12 protein-coding genes are annotated in these 17650 nt (G+C 69.3%); 8 read left to right on the top strand and 4 right to left on the bottom strand.

Translation table 11 applies throughout. The annotated features are described in order from the left end of the window. Window positions 1–119: 119 nt before the first annotated feature. The 3 genes from OO69_RS17645 to OO69_RS17635 form a co-directional block, all read right to left on the bottom strand. On the bottom strand, window positions 120–3179 hold the full coding sequence (locus OO69_RS17645; protein WP_033281629.1) for an alpha-mannosidase: 3060 nt from the start codon (window positions 3177–3179) through the stop codon (window positions 120–122). A gap of 82 nt (window positions 3180–3261) precedes the next feature. Continuing rightward, the gene (locus OO69_RS17640; RefSeq protein ID WP_033281628.1) at window positions 3262–4599 is read right to left on the bottom strand and encodes a 6-phospho-beta-glucosidase; all 1338 of its coding nucleotides are present in this window, start codon (window positions 4597–4599) and stop codon (window positions 3262–3264) included. Next, window positions 4596–5360: a DeoR/GlpR family DNA-binding transcription regulator gene (locus OO69_RS17635; protein ID WP_019058991.1), complete on the bottom strand. Its 765-nt coding sequence runs from the start codon at window positions 5358–5360 to the stop codon at window positions 4596–4598. The genes OO69_RS17640 and OO69_RS17635 overlap by 4 nt, the downstream gene beginning before the upstream one ends. Before the next feature lie 151 nt (window positions 5361–5511). Between OO69_RS17635 and OO69_RS17630 the strand changes: the two genes are divergently transcribed. The 8 genes from OO69_RS17630 (at window position 5512) to OO69_RS17595 (ending at window position 17109) form a co-directional block, all read left to right on the top strand. Further along, window positions 5512–6528 (top strand): carbohydrate kinase family protein, encoded by a 1017-nt coding sequence (locus OO69_RS17630; protein WP_033281627.1) that lies wholly within the window; start codon window positions 5512–5514, stop codon window positions 6526–6528. A gap of 96 nt (window positions 6529–6624) precedes the next feature. After that, window positions 6625–7911 (top strand): ABC transporter substrate-binding protein, encoded by a 1287-nt coding sequence (locus tag OO69_RS17625; RefSeq protein ID WP_033281626.1) that lies wholly within the window; start codon window positions 6625–6627, stop codon window positions 7909–7911. Beyond that, complete coding sequence (locus tag OO69_RS17620; RefSeq protein ID WP_033281625.1) at window positions 7911–8870, top strand: carbohydrate ABC transporter permease; 960 nt, start codon at window positions 7911–7913, stop codon at window positions 8868–8870. The genes OO69_RS17625 and OO69_RS17620 overlap by 1 nt, the downstream gene beginning before the upstream one ends. Before the next feature lie 13 nt (window positions 8871–8883). Further along, entirely contained in the window at window positions 8884–9747 is an 864-nt protein-coding gene (locus OO69_RS17615; protein ID WP_033281624.1) for a carbohydrate ABC transporter permease, read from the top strand. After that, the gene (locus tag OO69_RS17610; protein ID WP_033281623.1) at window positions 9747–12668 is read left to right on the top strand and encodes a glycoside hydrolase family 2 TIM barrel-domain containing protein; all 2922 of its coding nucleotides are present in this window, start codon (window positions 9747–9749) and stop codon (window positions 12666–12668) included. The genes OO69_RS17615 and OO69_RS17610 overlap by 1 nt, the downstream gene beginning before the upstream one ends. 52 nt (window positions 12669–12720) lie before the next feature. Further along, a complete protein-coding gene (locus tag OO69_RS17605; protein ID WP_033281622.1) occupies window positions 12721–14565 on the top strand; it encodes a LamG-like jellyroll fold domain-containing protein in 1845 nt (614 codons plus the stop codon). A gap of 28 nt (window positions 14566–14593) precedes the next feature. Then, a complete protein-coding gene (locus OO69_RS17600) occupies window positions 14594–16267 on the top strand; it encodes a PHP domain-containing protein (RefSeq protein WP_033281621.1) in 1674 nt (557 codons plus the stop codon). Further along, window positions 16267–17109: a hypothetical protein gene (locus tag OO69_RS17595; RefSeq protein WP_033281620.1), complete on the top strand. Its 843-nt coding sequence runs from the start codon at window positions 16267–16269 to the stop codon at window positions 17107–17109. The genes OO69_RS17600 and OO69_RS17595 overlap by 1 nt, the downstream gene beginning before the upstream one ends. A 71-nt stretch (window positions 17110–17180) precedes the next feature. Here OO69_RS17595 and OO69_RS17590 read toward each other — a convergent pair whose 3' ends face one another. Next, window positions 17181–17636 carry a MaoC family dehydratase gene (locus OO69_RS17590; protein WP_033281619.1) on the bottom strand — a complete coding sequence of 152 codons (456 nt, stop codon included), beginning with the start codon at window positions 17634–17636 and terminating at the stop codon, window positions 17181–17183. Between the last annotated feature and the right edge of the window lie 14 nt (window positions 17637–17650).

The raw sequence follows: 17650 nt of genomic DNA, 5'->3' as shown, positions 1-17650 counted from the left end.
GCGGGTGGTGCGCGAAAGTGTGACGGTTTCCGGAGAACCGTCACACTTTCGCGCGAGGGTGCTGCGTCACCGGCGGATGCGCCGACAGCGCTACGACCGTCGGCGCCCGCCCATGGGCTCTACTGGCCCGCGTCCGCCCGCTGCAGACGGAGCGTCAGGATCTGGAAGGGCCGCAGGGCGACGGCCACCGAGTCGCCGTCGACGGAGACCTCGTCCGCCAGCGGGCGCTCCAGCAGATCGGTGATCTGCGCGCCGGCGAGGGGGAAGCCGGTGCGCAGTGCGCCCTGGGCGCGGCCGCCGCTCGACTCGTAGAGGCGGACCACGACGTCGCCCGACTCGTCGTCGGCGAGCTTGACCGCCTCGACGGTGATGCCGTCGCCGTCGACGGAGACGACCGGTTCCGGGGCGCCGCCCGAATCGGCCACGCGCAGCGGGAGGTTGAGGGCGTAGCCCTCGGCGACCGCGTCGTCGATGCTCGCGCCGGGCAGCAGCGAGTAGGTGATGCGGTGCTTGCCCTGGTCGGCGCCCGGGTCCGGGATGCGCGGGGCGCGCACCAGGCTCAGCCGGACCGTGGTCGTCGTCCCGCCGTCCTCGCGGACCGTGCGGGAGACGTCGTGGCCGTACGTCGAGTCGTTGATGACGGCGACGCCGTAGCCGGGCTCTCCGAGGTGCACCCAGCGGTGGCCGGAGACCTCGAAACGGGCCGCCTCCCAGCTGGTGTTGGTGTGCGTGGGCCGCTGGATGTGGCCGAACTGGATCTCGGCGGAGGAGTGGGCGGCCCGGATGTCCACGGGGAAGCCGGCCTTGAGGAACTTCTCGGCCTCGTGCCAGTCGATGTCGGTCTCGAAGTCGATGCGGGGGCTGCCCGCGCGGACGGTGATCGTCTGGACGATCTTCGAGCCCTTGCCGAAGGACCGTTCCACGCGGATCGCGCCGAGCAGCGGGTCCTCGTCGACGACGGTGATGGAGTCGGCGTCGAGGAGGTCGGTGAAGCGGTTCTTGTAGTGCTTGTCGACGTCCCAGGCGTCCCAGTAGTTCGGGAGGTCGGTGTGCAGACGCAGCAAGTTGCCCTGGTCGGCGAGGACTTCACGGCCGCCGTGGCGCAGGTCGCGCACGGAGGCGAGGGTGCCGTCGTCGGCGAGTTCGACGCGGACGATGCCGTTGTCGAGGACGCGGTCGGTGACGGTGACCGCCTGCGGAATGTATTCGGCGGCCAGCGGGGCGCTGCCGTTCGCGGGGACCGTCGCGTACATCGGGACGCCGGTCGCGGTGCGGATGACCTCGGCGCGGTCGTAGGGGCTGGTGTTGAAGACGCGGGTGCCGCCGCCGCCCAGCGCGGCCACGGCCGCCGCCGTCAGCTCCTCCAACTCCGTTGCCACACGGGCGTATTCGGCCTCGGCCTCGCGGTGCACCCAGGCGATCGAGGAGCCCGGCAGGATGTCGTGGAACTGGTGGAGGAGGACCGTCTTCCACAGCTTGTCGAGCTTCTCGTACGGGTACGCGTAACCCGGTGCGTGCAGCGCGGCCGTCGTCGCCCACAACTCGGCCTCGCGGAGCTTGTGTTCGCTGCGCCGGTTGCCCTGCTTGGTGCGGGCCTGGGAGGTGTAGGTGGCGCGGTGGAGTTCGAGGTACAGCTCGCCGACCCAGACGGGGGCGTCCGGGTACTCGGCGCGGGCCTTGGCGAAGAACTCGTCCGGGTGCTCTACGACGACCTTCGGCGAGCCCTCCAAGTCGGCGAGCCTGCGCGCCCGTTCCATGATCTCGCGGGTGGGGCCGCCGCCGCCGTCGCCCCAGCCGAAGGGGGCCAGGGAGCGGGTGGCGTTGCCCTTCTCCTGGTAGTTGCGGACCGCGCGGGACATCTCCTCGCCGCTGAAGCGGGCGTTGTAGGTGTCGACCGGCGGGAAGTGCGTGAAGATGCGGGTGCCGTCGATGCCCTCCCACCAGAAGGTGTGGTGGGGGAACTTGTTGGTCTGGTTCCAGGAGATCTTCTGGGTGAGGAACCACTCGTTGCCGGCGAGCTTGGCGAGCTGCGGGTAGGCCGCGTTGTAGCCGAAGGAGTCGGGGAGCCAGACGCCCTTGGTCTCGACGCCGAAGTGCTCGATGAAGAACCGCTTGCCGTGCACGAGTTGGCGGGCGATGGCCTCGCCGCCGGGCAGGTTGCCGTCGGACTCGACCCACATACCGCCGACCGGCGCCCACTGGCCGCGCTTGACGGACTCCTGGATCCGGGCCCACACCTGCGGGTAGTTGTCGCGCACCCACTCGTACTGCTGGGCCTGCGAGCAGGCGAAGATGAAGTCCTCGTACTCGTCCGCGAGCGAGGTCACGTTCGAGAAGGTGCGGGACGTCTTGCGCTTGGTCTCGCGGATCGGCCACAGCCACGCCGAGTCGATGTGCGCGTGCCCGACACCGGAGACGATGTGCGCGCTGGCGTTGGCGGGCTTGGACAGCACGGGCTTGAGCGCGGCCCGTACGTCGGCGGCCGTACCGGCGACGTCGTCCAGGTCGAGGAGGTCGAGGGCACGGTCGAGGGCGTGCATGATCTCGTGCCGGCGGGGGTCGTGCTCGCCCAGTTCCAGCATCAGTTCGCGCAGCACCTGGACGTCGAGGTCGAGGTGGAAGACCTCCTCGTCGAGGACGGCGAGGTCGGCGCGGCGGAATGTATACAGTGGACGGTCGCCCGCAGTCAGTACATCACCGAGCGGCGTGGGCTCGGAGAAGTCGTTGGCGAGGATGTCCGGGTTGGAGGCCGCCTCGACCAGGTAGTCGATGACCTCGCCGCCCGTCGCCGGGTTCGCGATGGCCACGTACTGGTTGAGCGGGTTGACCGCCTTCAGCGGCGTCCCGTCCGTCAGGTGGACCAGGGCCTCGGCCTGGTTGCCGGGCCAGTCGCCTACGAAGCCGAGGTCGATGACGGCCTCGACGCGCTTCCCGGCCCACTCCTCGGGCACCTGCCCGTGCATCCGGAACCACGTGGTGCCCCAGGGCGGACCCCACGGGGTGTCCATGGCGAACGGCGCGTACGGCGCCGCCGCGGCCTCGTCGAAGGAGACCGGCTCACCGGGGGCCTGCCAGGCCTCGACCGTGAAGGGCGCGGTGGCCGCGTAGATCGCGGGCTTGATGCGCTGGTTGTGGGCGCGCTCGACGCGCTCCTCGATCCGGCGGCGTTCGTCGTGCATGGGAGGTCTCCAGGGAACCAGGGAGCTGCTGAGAACTGGGGGAGCTGTCGCGAACAGGGGAAAGCGCTTACTGAACGGATGCCTACTTAAGGTACGCCAGGCCCGGGTGGACCTCGGTGTAGCCCTCGACCAACCGCCGCGCGACGTTCACCGAGTCGACCAGCGGGTGCAGCGCGAAGGCCTTCACCGCCGTCGTACGGGAGCCGTTCTCGGCCGCCGCGAGGACCTCGCGCTCGACGCCCTTGACCGCGCAGACCAGGCCGGTGGCGTGGTCGGGCAGCGGGTCGACGGCGACGGGGTGGGCGCCGTTGGCGTCGACCAGGCACGGCACCTCGATCACGGCGTCCGTGTCGAGGACAGACAGGGCGCCCTGGTTGCGGACGTTGAGGATGAGGGTGGTGCGTTCGTCGCGGGCGATGGCCCGCATCAGGGCGAGGGCGACCTTCTCGTAGCCGCCGGAGAGGTCGTCGGCGTCGCGCTCACCGGCGCCCGCGGTCTCGCGGTTCTCCGCCATGTAGGTCGCCTCGCGCTCGGCGCGGGTGCGGTCCCAGGCGGTGAGCGCGGCGGTGTCGGGGCGCTTCATCTCGTCGTAGAACTGGGCCTGTTGGTCGCGGAGGAAGGCGCCGCGGGTCTTCTCGACCTCACTGTAGGCGCGGACGGTCTCGCGGTTGAAGTAGTAGTAGTGCAGGTACTCGTTCGGGATGGCGCCGAGCGACTGGAGCCAGTCGGTGCCGAAGAGCTTGCCCTCCTCGAAGGAGCCGAGCAGGTCCGGGTCGGCGAGCAGGCGCGGGAGTTCGTCGCGGCCGGCGACGCGCAGGCCGCGGACCCAGCCGAGGTGGTTGAGGCCGACGTAGTCGATGAAGGCCTCGCGCGGATTGGCGCCGAGCACCGTGGCGATACGGCGGCCGAGGCCGACCGGGGAGTCGCAGATGCCGATGACGCGGTCGCCGAGGTGGCGGGACATGGCCTCGGTGACCAGGCCCGCCGGGTTGGTGAAGTTGATGACCCAGGCGTCGGGGGCGAGGCGGGCCACGCGCTGGGCGATGTCGACGGCGACCGGGACGGTTCGTAGACCATAGGCAATACCGCCGGCGCCGACCGTCTCCTGTCCGAGGACGCCTTGCGCGAGGGCCACCCGCTCGTCGTTCGCGCGACCCTCCAGCCCGCCGACGCGGATCGCGGAGAAGATGAAGTCGGCGCCGCGCAGGGCCTCGTCGAGGTCCGTGGTGGCGGTGACGGTGGGGGCGTCGGGCACGGTGGCGGCCTGTTCGGCCAGTACACGGGCGACCGCATACAGTCGACTGTCGTCGAGATCGTGCAGCACCACCTCGGTGACCCGGCCCTCGCCGCGGTCGGTGAGGAGTGCCCCGTACACGAGCGGCACCCGGAACCCGCCGCCGCCCAGAATCGTCAGCTTCACGCTTTCACCTTTCCTGCCACGACGACCTCGACGCCCGCTTCCTCCAGGGAGGAACGGGTCACCGGGTCGACCGGGGCGTTCGTCACCACCGCGTCCAGGTCCTCGGGACCGCACACCTTCGCCATTCCCGTACCCGGGAACTTCTGCGCGTCCGCGAGCAGCACGACCTTGTCGGCGGCCTTGATCATGGCCCGTTTCACCGGCACCTCGACGACCGTCGTGTCCATCACCTGCCCGCCGGGGCGCACTCCACTGGTGCCGAGGAAGAGCCAGTCGGCGTGCAGCTGGCGCAGGTTGTCCTCGGTGAGGAAGCCCACCAGGGAGCGGTACTCGCGCCGGACCATGCCGCCGAGCAGCACCAGTTCGATGCCCTCGTCGTCGGCCAGCTCCTCGTAGACCACGAGGTTGCTGGTGATCACGGTGAGCCGGCGGCCGTGCAGCTGGCGGGCCAGCCGGTAGGCGGTGGTGCCGATGTCGAGGAGGACCGACTGGCCGTCCGCGACCATCGCGGCGGCGCGCGCGGCTATCGCGTCCTTCTCGGCCACCCGCACCTCGGCGACCTCGGCGAAGGGCTGGTCGCCCTCGTCGGCCACGGCACCGCCGTGGACACGCGTGAGCAGTCCGTCCTCCTCCAGCTTGAGCAGATCACGCCTGATGGTGGCGGGGCTCACACCCAGTTGCTCGGAGAGATCGGTCACGGCCGCGGGGCCCCCGGAGCGCAGGGCCCGCAGGATGAGTTGATGTCGTCGTTCTGCCAGCACGCCGCGAACACTACTCGTCATCTTCAATCATTTCTATGCTCAGTTCTGCTTGGGTATTGACCAATCTCGTCGAGCAGCGCACGATTCCGGTCACCGAAATGAAGAGTTTTGACGAACTCTCCAGACGCCGTGCCGACGAGAGGATGCGCGCGTGGACGACCCCCGGCCCGATGTGCTGCTGACCGGGCTGCTCTTCTACGACCTCGTCCTCACGGGTCTGCCGCAGCCGCCGACGCCGGGCGAGGAGATCTGGACCGGCGGCATGGGCTGCGGCCCGGGCGGCATCGCGAACCTCGCGGTCGCCGCGTCCCGCTTCGGCCTGCGGACGTCCCTGGCCACGGTCTTCGGCGACGACTTCTACGGCGCGTACTGCCATGAGATCCTCGCCGGCCAGGAGGGCGTCGACCTCTCCCTGTCCCGCACCGCGAACGGCTGGCACACCCCCGTCACCGTCTCGCTCGCCCACGGCGACGACCGGGCGCTGGTCACCCACGGCCAGGAACCGCCGTACTCGCAGGACGTGCTGATGGGCGACCCGCCCGAGGCGCGCACCGCGCTGGTGCACCTGGAGGCCGAGCCGCGCGCGTGGCTCGCCAAGGCCTCCGCGAACGACACGCAGATCTACGCCGACGTCGGCTGGGACCCCACCGAGCAGTGGTCCCGCGACCTGCTCGACCAGCTCGCCCTGTGCCACGCCTTCCTCCCCAACGAGGCCGAGGCGATGGCCTACACCCGCACCGACAGCGCGGTCGCGGCGCTCGGCACCCTCACCGAACTGGTGCCGGTCGCGGTGATCACGCGCGGCGGCGACGGGGCGATCGCCGTCGACCAGACGACCGGCGAGTACGCGGAGGTCCCGGCCCTGGCCGTCGACGTCCTGGACGCGACGGGTGCCGGTGACGTGTTCGGCGCGAGCTTCGTCGCGGCCTCGCTCGGCGGCTGGCCGCTGGAGGAACGGCTGCGGTTCGCGGTGCTCGCGGCCGGGCTGTCCGTCCAGCACCACGGCGGTGCGCTGGCGGCACCGGGCTGGTACGGCGTCGACCGTTGGCTGCATACAGTCCGCGATCCCGAACTGCGGCGTGCATACGGTTTTCTGGCCGACCGGATCCCGGCGGATCCCGGCCCGCCCGTCGCGTACGCACCTGTCACTCCCCCCGCACGGGAGTAACTCCCCCCACCTCGCAAGTCCCCTGCAAGTCCCCCCACTTGCCCCTCGTATGCACGACCCGAACAGATCGAACAGATCCGAAAGGCGGTGGGAGCTGTGCGGCTCTCACGAAGAGGCCTGCTCCGTGCGGGCCTGGCCGGTACGGCGGCCACGGCGCTAGGCGGCCTGGCGTCCGGCTGTGCCGTTCCGACCGGTTCCACCGGCCGGAACATGGTCCTGTGGTACTGGGACGGCGGCCTCGGCGACACGGTCGTCAAGAACGCCAAGGCGCGTTACGACAGTACGGTCGACCTCCAGGCGATCAAGATCGGCGGCTACTACCGGTCCAAGCTGATCACCACGATGGCCGGCAAGGCCCACATCCCCGACATCGCCGGCCTCAAGGGCGAGGACATGGCGTCCTATCTGCCCAACGCCGACCAGTTCGTGGACCTCAGGACGCTCGGCGCGGACAAGTACAAGAGCCAGTACCTGGACTGGAAGTGGCAGCAGGGCATCGCCGACGACGGCACGATGGTCGGCTTCCCCATCGACTGCGGTCCGGTGGCGCACTTCTACCAGTACGCCGTGTTCCGCAAGGCCGGGCTGCCGTACGAACCCGCCGATGTCTCAGGGGAGTTGAACACCTGGGAGAAGTTCTTCGCGGCGGGCGAACAGCTCAGGAAGCGGATTCCCGGGGCGTCCCTGGTCACCGACGTCAACAGCATCTTCGAGAACGTGGTGAACCAGGGCTCCAAGCGGTACGTCGACAAGGACCGCCACTTCATCGGGGACCAGCAACACGTGCGCCAGGCCTGGGCGTTGGCGGTCGAGGCCAAGCGGCGCAAGATCGTCTCGGATCTGGTCAGCGGCACCCCGGACCAGCTCTCGGCCGTGCAGGACGGCAAGCTGCCCAGTCAGCTGGGCGCCTCCTGGGCGACCAGCGACATCAAGACCGGTGTGCCAAAGACCAAGGGGCGCTGGCGAGTTGCCCAGATGCCGGTGCGGCCGGCCAACAACGGCGGTTCGTTCCTGTCGATCACCAAGGCGTGCCGGGAGCCCGAGCAGGCCTTCCGGATCATCACCTGGATGATGAACGCGGCCAACCAGGCTCAAGGCTTCGTCGACGCGGGCCTGTTCCCCTCCACCCCCGCCTCGTACGACCTGAAGTCCGTGCGTGTGCCGGACCCGTTCTTCGGCGGGCAGGACACGATGGACATCTTCGGGCCGGCCGCGCAGAAGATCACGGTCGCCTACAACAGCCCGTTCGACATCGCGCTCGGGCAGCCCCTCAAGGACGAGATCAAGAACGTCGGTGTCCTCGGCAAGGACCCCAAGAAGGCCTGGAGTGACGCCATGAGCAAGTGCCGGCGCATCGCGGACCACCTGGGGGTGAGCTACTGATGGCCACCGCACTGGACAAGCCCCCTGCCGCCGTGGACAGTTCGTCCGCCACCACGCGGCCCAAGAGCGGCTTCCGGAAGTACTGGCATCTGTACGCCGCGATCTCCCCGTTCTATCTGCTGTTCCTCTGCTTCGGGCTGATCCCCGTCGGGTTCTCGTTCTACCTCTCCCTGCACCGCTGGGACGGCCTCGGCTCGATGGAGTGGGCGGGGCTCTCGCAGTACAAGTACCTGCTGAGCGACACCGACTTCTGGAACTCGATCGGCAACACCCTGATCATCTGGGCGCTGGCGACGTTCCCCATGATCTTCCTCGCGATGATCACAGCCGTGATGCTCAACTCCGCGGTCCGCTTCAAGAACGTGTACCGCTTCGCCTACTTCCTCCCGAACGTCACCTCGGTGGTGGCGATCGCGATCGTCTTCGGCTCGGTGTTCTCCACCAACTTCGGCCTGGTGAACGCCCTGTTGCAGGCGGTGGGCATCGACCAGATCGCCTGGCTGAACACCCCGTGGGGCATCAAGATCGCGATCGCGACACTGATGACCTGGCAGTGGACCGGCTACAACGCGATCATCTTCCTCGCCGGTCTGCAGACCATCCCGAGCGAGGTGTACGAGGCCGCCCGGATGGACGGCGCGGGACCGGTCCAAACCTTCTTCCGGATCACGCTCCCGATGATGCGGCCGGTGCTGCTGTTCGTGCTCGTCATCTCGACGGTCACCGGTCTGCAGAGCTTCTCCGAACCACAGGTGCTGCTCCAGAACACCTCGAACGACTCGACGTTCGCGGGCGGTCCGGGCCACTCCGGCCAGACGATGGTCCTGTACTTCTTCCAGCAGACCTTCGACAACAACGACTTCGGTTACGGCGCCGCCGTGGCCTGGGGCATCTTCCTCGTCGTCATCATCTTCTCCATCGTCAACTGGCGCCTGGTGCAGCGCCGGGGCGAAGACTAGGGAGCCGGTCACCATGGCATTCTTCCAAGGCACACGGCGACCGAAGGGCATCCGGGGCGACCGGAGCCGCGGCATCGCCCTCCATGTCTCCCTGATCCTGGGCGTGTTGCTCTCGGCCTTCCCGTTCTACTGGGCCGTGATCATGTCGACGCACACCTCGTCGGAGATCTTCTCCTACCCGCCGAAGCTGCTGCCGGGCACGCACTTCCTGGAGAACGTGCGCAGCCTCTTCGACAACATCGACTTCTTCGGCTCGATGTTCAACTCGGTACTGGTGGCGGGGTCGGTGACCTTCCTGGTCCTGCTCTTCGACTCGCTGGCCGCGTTCGTCTTCGCCAAGTTCCAGTTCCCGGGCAAGAACGTGCTGTTCGCACTGCTGATGGTCATCTTCATGGTGCCGGCGCAGCTCGCGGCCATCCCGCAGTTCGTCATCATGGCGAAGCTCGGCTGGATCGGCTCGATGACCGCGCTGATCGTGCCGGCGGCGGCCAACGCGTTCGGCATCTTCTGGATGCGCCAGTACATGAAGAGCGCGATCCACGACGAACTCCTCGACGCCTCCCGCATCGACGGCGCGCACTTCCTGCGCCAGTACTGGCACGTGGCCCTCCCGGTGGTCCGGCCGGGCCTCGCGTTCCTCGGCATCTTCACCTTCATGGGCCAGTGGAACGACTACGCCTGGCCCCTGATCGCCCTCACCAACCCGAACAACGTCACCCTCCAGGTGGCCCTGTCCCAGCTCAACGGCACCCACGGCACCACCGACTACGGAATGGTCATGACCGGCGCGCTTCTGGCCCTCATCCCCCTGCTGATCGTGTTCGCGGTCGGCGCCAAGCAGATCATCGGCGACCTCGGCAAGGGAGCCATCCGCTGATGACCGACCCGCTGCTCGCGCTCCGCCCCTGGGAGTCACCCGAGGTGACCTCCTGGGGGCGGTTGCCCATGTCCGCCGTCGACCGCCGCGCGGGTGCGCGCTCCCTCGACGGCGACTGGCGCTTCCAGCTGCTGCCGGCGCCGGACGCGCCTCTGGCGGAGGTCTGGTCGTCCGCATACGTGCCGGGCGTATGGACCATGCAGGATACGGACGACCTTCCGCAGTACACGAACGTCCGTATGTCGTATACAGAATTCCCTCCGCTGTCGCCGGTCGACAATCCGACAGGTGTCTACGAGCGTGAGATCGACGTCCCGGCCGACTGGGCCGGGCGGCGGATCGTGCTCCAGGTCGGGGCCGCCGAGAGCGTGCTGCTCGTGCACGTGGACGGGCGGCCCGTCGGCATCTCCAAGGACTCCCACCTGGCCGCCGACTTCGACCTCTCGGACGTCGTACGTCCCGGCGCGCGGGCCACCGTACGGCTGACCGTGGTCAAGTGGTCGGACTCCTCGCACATCGAGGACCAGGACCAGTGGTGGCACGGGGGCATCACGCGCTCGGTGCTGCTGTACGCGACCGATCCGCTGCATCTCGCGGACGTGACCGTGCGGGCGTCCTACGACGGCGCCCTGCGGGTCGACTGCCAGGTGCGGAACGCGGCCGGCGCGCTGCCCGCCGGGTGGTACGTCAGCGGTGATCTCGACGGTCAACTCCTCACCCAGGACGAGGAGTTCGACCGGTTCAACACCGAGGACGACCGCGTCTCCGACTTCCTCGGCGAGGCCCGCCTGCGCGCCACCGTGCCCGAGGTCCGCACCTGGAACGCCGAGACGCCCGAGCTGTACGGCCTCACCGTCCGGCTGCACCGCGCCGACGGGACGGTCGCCGACACGTCGTACCGGCGCATCGGTTTCCGGGACGTGGAGATCGTCGGGCGGGACCTGCTCGTCAACGGCGAGCGCGTGTACATCCGGGGCGTCAACCGGCACGACTTCCATCCGCTGACCGGCCGCACGGTGTCGTACGACGACATGCGCGCGGACCTGGTGCTGCTCAAGCGGTTCGGCTTCAACGCGGTCCGCACCTCGCACTACCCCAACGACCCGGCGCTCTACGACCTCGCCGACGAGCTGGGCTTCTACGTCGTCGACGAGGCGGACATCGAGTCGCACGACCACGCGCACGAGATCGCGGACGACCCGCGCTATCTGAACGCGTTCGTGGACCGCACGGCGCGGATGGTGCTGCGCGACAAGAACCACCCCTCGGTCATCATCTGGTCGCTCGGCAACGAGTCCGACTACGGCGCCAATCACGACGCGGCGGCCGGCTGGGTCCGCCGCCACGACCCGACCAGACCGGTCCAATACGAGGGCGCGGCCAAGCGCGGCTGGGCCGACCCGGGCCTCGCCTCCGACATCGCGTGTCCGATGTACGCGCCGATCGAGGACTGTGTCGCCCACGCGCTGTCCGGTGAGCAGACCAAGCCGCTGATCCAGTGCGAGTACTCCCACGCGATGGGCAACAGCAACGGAACCCTCGCGGACACCTGGGCCGCCATCGAGTCAACCTCGGGTCTTCAGGGCGGCTTCATCTGGGAGTTCTGGGACCACGGAATCCTGCAACGTGTGAGCGACGGAAGACCCACCGGCCGCGCGGGCGCCGGACTGTATGACAACGGTGTCGCCGCGCCCGGTCAACGCTGGGCGTACGGCGGTGACTTCGGCGAGTCGATCCACGACGGCGCGTTCATCGCGGACGGCGTGGTGTTTCCCGACCGCACGCCCAAGCCGGTCATGTTCGAGCACCGGGAGATCGCGGCGCCGGTGCGCATCGAGTGTTTCCGGCACGAGGGCATCGTCCTCGGCAACCACCAGCACTTCCGCGGCTTCGAATGGCTCGCCGCCACTTGGGAGTTGGCCCTCGCGGACGGCCGTACGCTGACCGCTCCGGCCGAACTGCCCACCCTGTGCCCGGGTGAGACGGTGGCCGTACCGCTGCCGTTCGAGCTGCCGGAGGACGGCGGCGAGGCCTGGCTGACGCTGCGCGTGACGACGGCCGAGGACCAGCCGTGGGCGCCGCGCGGCACGGACGTGTGCGCGCCCCAGGTACGGCTGCGGGCGGCAACGCCCATGACACCGCCGGTGGTTGGCGGTGGCCGGGTCGAGGTCGACGGCGAAGGCCTGCTGCGCCACCCGCTGTTGACTCTCGCCCCGACCCTGTCCCTGTGGCGGGCGCCCACCGACAACGACGAGTTGGGCGGCATGGCGGCGCGCTGGCGGACCTGGGGTCTCGACTCGCTGGTCCGCAAGGTTGTTTCCGTACGGCGTGACGGCGAGCGGGTGACGACGGTCGCCGAGTACGCCGGGGCAGCCGGTGTGGTCCGGCACTGTCAGGTGTTCACGCCGGTGGAGGGCGGGGTCCTGGTCGAGGAATCGGCCCAGCTGCCCGAGGAGTTCGTCGATGTGGCCCGGGTGGGCACCGTGTTCGAGACGGTGCCGGGGCTCGATCTGCTGGAGTGGTTCGGCCGGGGTCCCTGGGAGTCGTACCCCGACCGCAGCACGGGCGCGCCCGTGGGCCACCACTCGGTCCCCGTCGACGCGTTGTTCACCCCGTATCTGCGGCCGCAGGAGAGCGGTGGGCGGCACGGGGTACGGCGGTTCACGCTGTCGGCACCGGACGCCACCGGTCTCGCGGTCGACCTCGACGAGCCCCGCCAGGTCTCGGTGACCCGCCATCGCGCCACGGACCTGACCGCCGTACGGCACCACGACGAACTGGTGCCGCGCGCGTCCTGCGTGGTGCAACTCGACGCGGCGCACCGGGGGTTGGGCACGGCGTCGTGCGGCCCCGACACGTCACCCCAGTATCTCGTCGCACCGGGTGTCCATCGCTGGAGCTGGACCCTGCGCGTTCTCTGAACTCCCCAGTTCTCAGCAGCTTTCACGAGCACTCACCCTGTACGGAGCACACGTGTGTACTTCGCATGAGCACGATCAGTGCGAGACGGCCCAGGCCGGCGCCGGACGGCGCAGTTTCCTCCGCGCGACGGCCCTGCTCGGTGCCGCCGCAACGGCCGGTGTCGCACTGCCGACCACCGCCGAAGCAGCCCCGGCGACGGCGAGTTGGCGCCCCGACACCGACAGCCGGCGCTTCACCCTCGCGGTGATGCCGGACACCCAGTACCTCTTCGACGGGCCGAGCATCGACAAGGCGCCGATCGAGGCCTCGCTGCGCTATCTCCTGGAGCACGGCAAGGACGAGAACATCGTGTTCCTGTCCCACCTGGGCGACCTGACGCAGAACGGCGCGAAGCCCGAATTCGCCGCGATCGGCGAGGCGTTCAGGCTGCTGGACCGGCGGGGCGTCGGCTACAGCGTGCTGGCGGGCAACCACGACGTGAACTCGTCGACCGACGACCAGCGCGGCACCTCGGCGTACCTGGACACGTTCGGGCCGCAGCGCTTCAAGGGCGCGCGCACGTTCGGCGGCGCGTCGGCCGACGGCTACAACACGTACCACCTCTTCGAGGCGGCGGGCCGTGAGTGGATGGTGCTCGCGCTGGACTGGCGGCTGTCGGCGAAGGGGTACGCGTGGGCGAAGAGCGTCCTGGCCCAGCACCCGCACACGCCGGTGATCCTGACGACGCACGAGCTGGTCGTCGAGGACGACCAACTGTCGGACTACGGACAGCAGTTGTGGGACCAGCTGATCGAGGACCACGACCAGATCTTCCTCACGCTCAACGGGCACTACTGGCCCGCGGGCCGGGCGACCCGCAAGAACGCGGCAGGCAATGACGTCCACCTGCACCTGACGAACTATCAGAACCGTTACTTCGGTGGTGCGGCGATGATCCGCCTCTACCGCTTCGACCTGGACCGCGGGGTCATCGACGTCGAGACGGTCTCGCCGTGGATCCTGGGCCGGGCGGCGAAGGGCCTCAACGAGCTGGAGCGCCAGGAGATCGAACTCAGCGGCGACGCCGACCGGTTCACCGTCGGCATCGACTTCGCGGACCGCTTCGCCGGCTTCGCCCCGGTCGCCGCCCGCCCGTCGCGTCCCGCCTCGAAGCTCCTCGTCCCCGGCACGGTGGCGTACTGGCGCTTCGACGGACACGCCGACGCCACGGCCGTGAGCGGAACGGTCCGCGACCAGTCGGGACGCGGCAACGACCTCACCCTCGTCACGGTCGGCGGCGGCGCCCTGAACTGGTCCTCGGACCACCACCCCGACCAACCCGGCCACGGCAGCCTGGAGTTCACCGGCTACAAGTCGCCGCTGAAGGGCGCGTATCTGCGCACGGTCGACGGGGCACCGCTCAACTCGGCGACGTTCAAACGGGGTTACACCGTCGAGGCGTTCTACCGGCTGCCCGCCGACTGGGACCCCGACCACAACGCCTGGTCGGGACTGGTGAGTCGGACCGGTACGGGCGGCGCCGCGGGCAAGACCGGGGACGACCCGGACGAGCCCCTCGCCACGCTCTCGCTCTCCAACGACCGTGAACCCCAGTGGGCGGTACGGCCGTTGAACCAGGAGGGCATCGCCAGCAACTGGGGTCAGGAGACCCCGCTGGAGACCTGGTGGCACCTCGCCGTCGTCAACGACGGCAAGCACACGACGCTGTACGTCGAGGGCTGCCCCGTCGTGCGCAATCCGACGGCGACCGCCGTGGGCCTCACCTCGGTCGGGCTGCCCTGGCTGCTCGGCGGCTACGAGTACGCCGGGAAGATCGACCAGATCCTGCACGGCCGGCTCGGCGACGTCCGGATCGTCGAACGGGCGCTGCCCGTCACCTCGTTCATGAACCACTGACAGCCGTGACAAGGACTCCTGAATCCTCATGACCGAGCAGCAGCTGCCCTCCTGGGCCGATCCGTCCGTCTCCCCCGCCGACCTCGACGCGCAGGGCGTCTCCCGACGCCAACTCCTGCGCCGCGCGGGCCTGTTCGGCGCCGCGTTCACCCTCGGCGCGGGCCCGCTCGCCACCTCCGCGTCGGCGGCGGGCCGGGGCTATGGCGGCAACGACCCGCGCCTCGCCTACCTCGTCGGCGACCACCACGTGCACTCCGTGTACAGCCACGACGCGAAGTACACGTTCTCCCAGCAGGCGAGAGCCGCCGCGCGGTACGGCCTCGACTGGATGGTGTTCAACGAGCACTCAAACTTCGGACACGCCTCCTACGGCGCCGAGTTGGAGCACGCCGAGATCCTCAAGGCGCGTGCCGCGAACCCCCGCCAGCTGATCTTCCAGGGCCTGGAGTGGTACATCCCGGCCGCCGAGCACTGCACGATCTTCGCCGCGCCCGGCCGCCACGAGGTGGATCTGCTCACGCAGTTCGAACTCGCCTACGACGGCAAGCTGTTGGGCTATACCGAGGGCTCAGCCGGCGCCACGGACACCGCCCGCAACGAGGCGCACGCCGTGAAGGCCATCAAGTGGCTGGCCGCGCAACGGCGTTCGGGCTACGTCGACGACGTCCTCGTCCTGGCCAACCACCCGCTGCGCCTGGGCATCGACTCCCCGCACGAGATGCGGGCCTGGCGGGACGCGGCCTCCGAGATCATGATCGGCATGGAGGGCGCGCCCGGCGCCCAGGGCGCGGCCCTGCCCGGCTGGCGCGGCGCCACGTCGATCCGCGGCGAGTACGAGAACAAGCCCTCGGCGCAGTCCTGGTCGGGCTATCCGGCGGACGCGTATGTGACGTACGGCGGTTTCGACTGGGCGACGGCGACCGTCGGCGGGCTGTGGGACTCGATGCTGGCCGAGGGCCGGCTGTTCTCGATCACCACCAACTCCGACAACCACCGTACGGTCTACGACACTTGGGCCAACGGCGCCTGGCCCGACGGGCAGAACTTCGACAACACCGGCAAGCTGCCCGACCCGGTGCAGACCGACTCCCCGCAGCCGGGCAGCGACTTCTGGCCCGGCGAGTTCAGCCGCACCCATGTGGGCGTGACCCGCTACGGCTACCGCGAGGTGATGGCGGGGATGCGCGCGGGTCGGGTCTGGGTCGACCACGGGCATCTGCTGGACGGTCTCGACGTCCGCCTGAAGCGGGACTGCGACCACGGCCAGGGTGTCACCCTGGGCGGCCGACTGCGCGTCCGCAAGGGCGACCGGCTCACGCTGAGCATCACCGTGACGACCGCCTCGCGGCCCAACGCCCAGGGAATCCTGCCCGAGTTGGCGCACGTGGACGTGATCCGGGGCGCGGTGCGCGGCGCCGTGTCCGACCGGGACGCGTGGCGGGCGCCGGACACGAAGGTCGTCCGTACGGCGGACGTCGGCGGCCGCAAGGGAACGTACACCCTGCGCATTCCGGTGACCGCCGGGGACGAGTCCTTCTACCTGCGGCTGCGCGGCAGCGACGGCAAGCGACACGGCGCGGGCTACCTCGGTGCCTCGGTGGACCCGCACGGCCCGATCCCCCACGAGCCCGGAAACGGTGACCCGTGGGCCGACACATGGTTCTATTCCAACCCCATCTTCGTCGACCTGGCAGGTATCTGATGAAGCGTCAACTCACTCTCCTCGCTGGCTTATTGGGTGCTCTCACACTCGGCGTGAGCACCTCCTCGGCCGCCGCCTCCACCACCTGGACGGAGACCGGCACCGCGTACACCGGCAGTCTCGGCGGCGGTGAGGGCGTCGCCAGCCAGGCGGACGGCTCGCTGCTGTACCGCGGGCTGGCGTCCATCCCGCTGGATCTGCGTATCCAGGGCTGGAACCACATCGGCGACCCGGACATCGCCAACGGCTACGTCTTCGACGCCTACCAGGGCGCCGACACGGCCACGTCCAAGATGTTCGCGGTCACCACGCCGTCCGGGACGCGCTACACGTACGTCCACACGCTCGACTCGGGCGAGAAGATCAACAACTCGTTCGACGCGATCTCGCCCGACACGCAGTGGATGGTGTCGGGCGAGTGGGGCGACCAGTCCAGACTCCAGGTCTTCCCCACGCCCCTGCTCAACCCGTCCACTCCGGCGACGGGCGGGGCGCTGCCGCAGGCCGGGCAGATCACCCTGGACAAGACGGTGAACGACATCCAGGGCTGCGACTTCGTGACGGACACCCGCCTGGTGTGCGTCTCGGACGACGCGTCGGGGACCAAGTTCCCCGAGATCCGCCCGCTCCTCCAGGTCGACCTGCCCCACAAGCTGGACGGCCAGCCGATCACCGGCACGGTCACCAGCCTGTTCGCACTGCCCCAACGCAGCATCTGCACGGGCACGTTCGAGGCCGAGGGCATCGACTACGACGTGAACAGCGGCACACTGCGGGCCGAGGTCGTCCAGCCGGGTGTGTGCCAGGTGTCGACGAGCGTGTACTCGTACAAGCAGCAGTAGACGAACGACGGTCGATGGTCGGCAGTCGGTCGTAGACAGTCTGCAAGTAGACAGTCAGCAGTAGCCGCCGGTCAGGCGTAGAACCGCGAGAGACTCTGCAGGACGGCGGCGGGCTTCGGCCCGCCGTCGATCTCTATCGTCCCCTCGACGGCGACCTGCACCCCGCCCGGTACGTCCTCGACCGAGGCGAGCTTCGCGACGAGCCGGATCCGCGACCCCACCTTGACCGGCGCGGGGAAACGCACCTTGTTCAGGCCGTAGTTGACCTTCGTCGACACGCCCTCGACGTCCAGCAGCTCGGTGAAGAGCGGGATGAAGAGGGAGAGGGTCAGATAGCCGTGCGCGATGGGCGCGCCGAAGGGGCCCGCCGCCGCCTTCTCCGGGTCGACGTGGATCCACTGGTGGTCACCCGTCGCGTCGGCGAAGGTGTTGACGCGCTCCTGGGTGATCTCGATCCACTCGCTGGTGCCGAGGTCGCTGCCCGCGAGCTTCTTGAGTTCGTCGAGGCCGTTGACGGTGATGCTCATAAGTAGCCTGTTCC

The sequence above is a fragment of the Streptomyces sp. NRRL F-525 genome, assembly GCF_000716605.1.
In the GTDB taxonomy this organism is placed as follows: Bacteria; Actinomycetota; Actinomycetes; order Streptomycetales; family Streptomycetaceae; genus Streptomyces.
This window is presented reverse-complemented; position numbering and strand designations above follow the sequence as displayed.

Coding starts and splice junctions, on each gene's coding strand:
- OO69_RS17615 (WP_033281624.1), top strand. CDS start 8,884: ATGGCATTCTTCCAAGGCACACGGCGACCGAAGGGCATCCGGGGCGAC.
- OO69_RS17610 (WP_033281623.1), top strand. CDS start 9,747: ATGACCGACCCGCTGCTCGCGCTCCGCCCCTGGGAGTCACCCGAGGTG.
- OO69_RS17595 (WP_033281620.1), top strand. CDS start 16,267: ATGAAGCGTCAACTCACTCTCCTCGCTGGCTTATTGGGTGCTCTCACA.
- OO69_RS17600 (WP_033281621.1), top strand. CDS start 14,594: ATGACCGAGCAGCAGCTGCCCTCCTGGGCCGATCCGTCCGTCTCCCCC.
- OO69_RS17590 (WP_033281619.1), bottom strand. CDS start 17,636: ATGAGCATCACCGTCAACGGCCTCGACGAACTCAAGAAGCTCGCGGGC.
- OO69_RS17645 (WP_033281629.1), bottom strand. CDS start 3,179: ATGCACGACGAACGCCGCCGGATCGAGGAGCGCGTCGAGCGCGCCCAC.
- OO69_RS17620 (WP_033281625.1), top strand. CDS start 7,911: ATGGCCACCGCACTGGACAAGCCCCCTGCCGCCGTGGACAGTTCGTCC.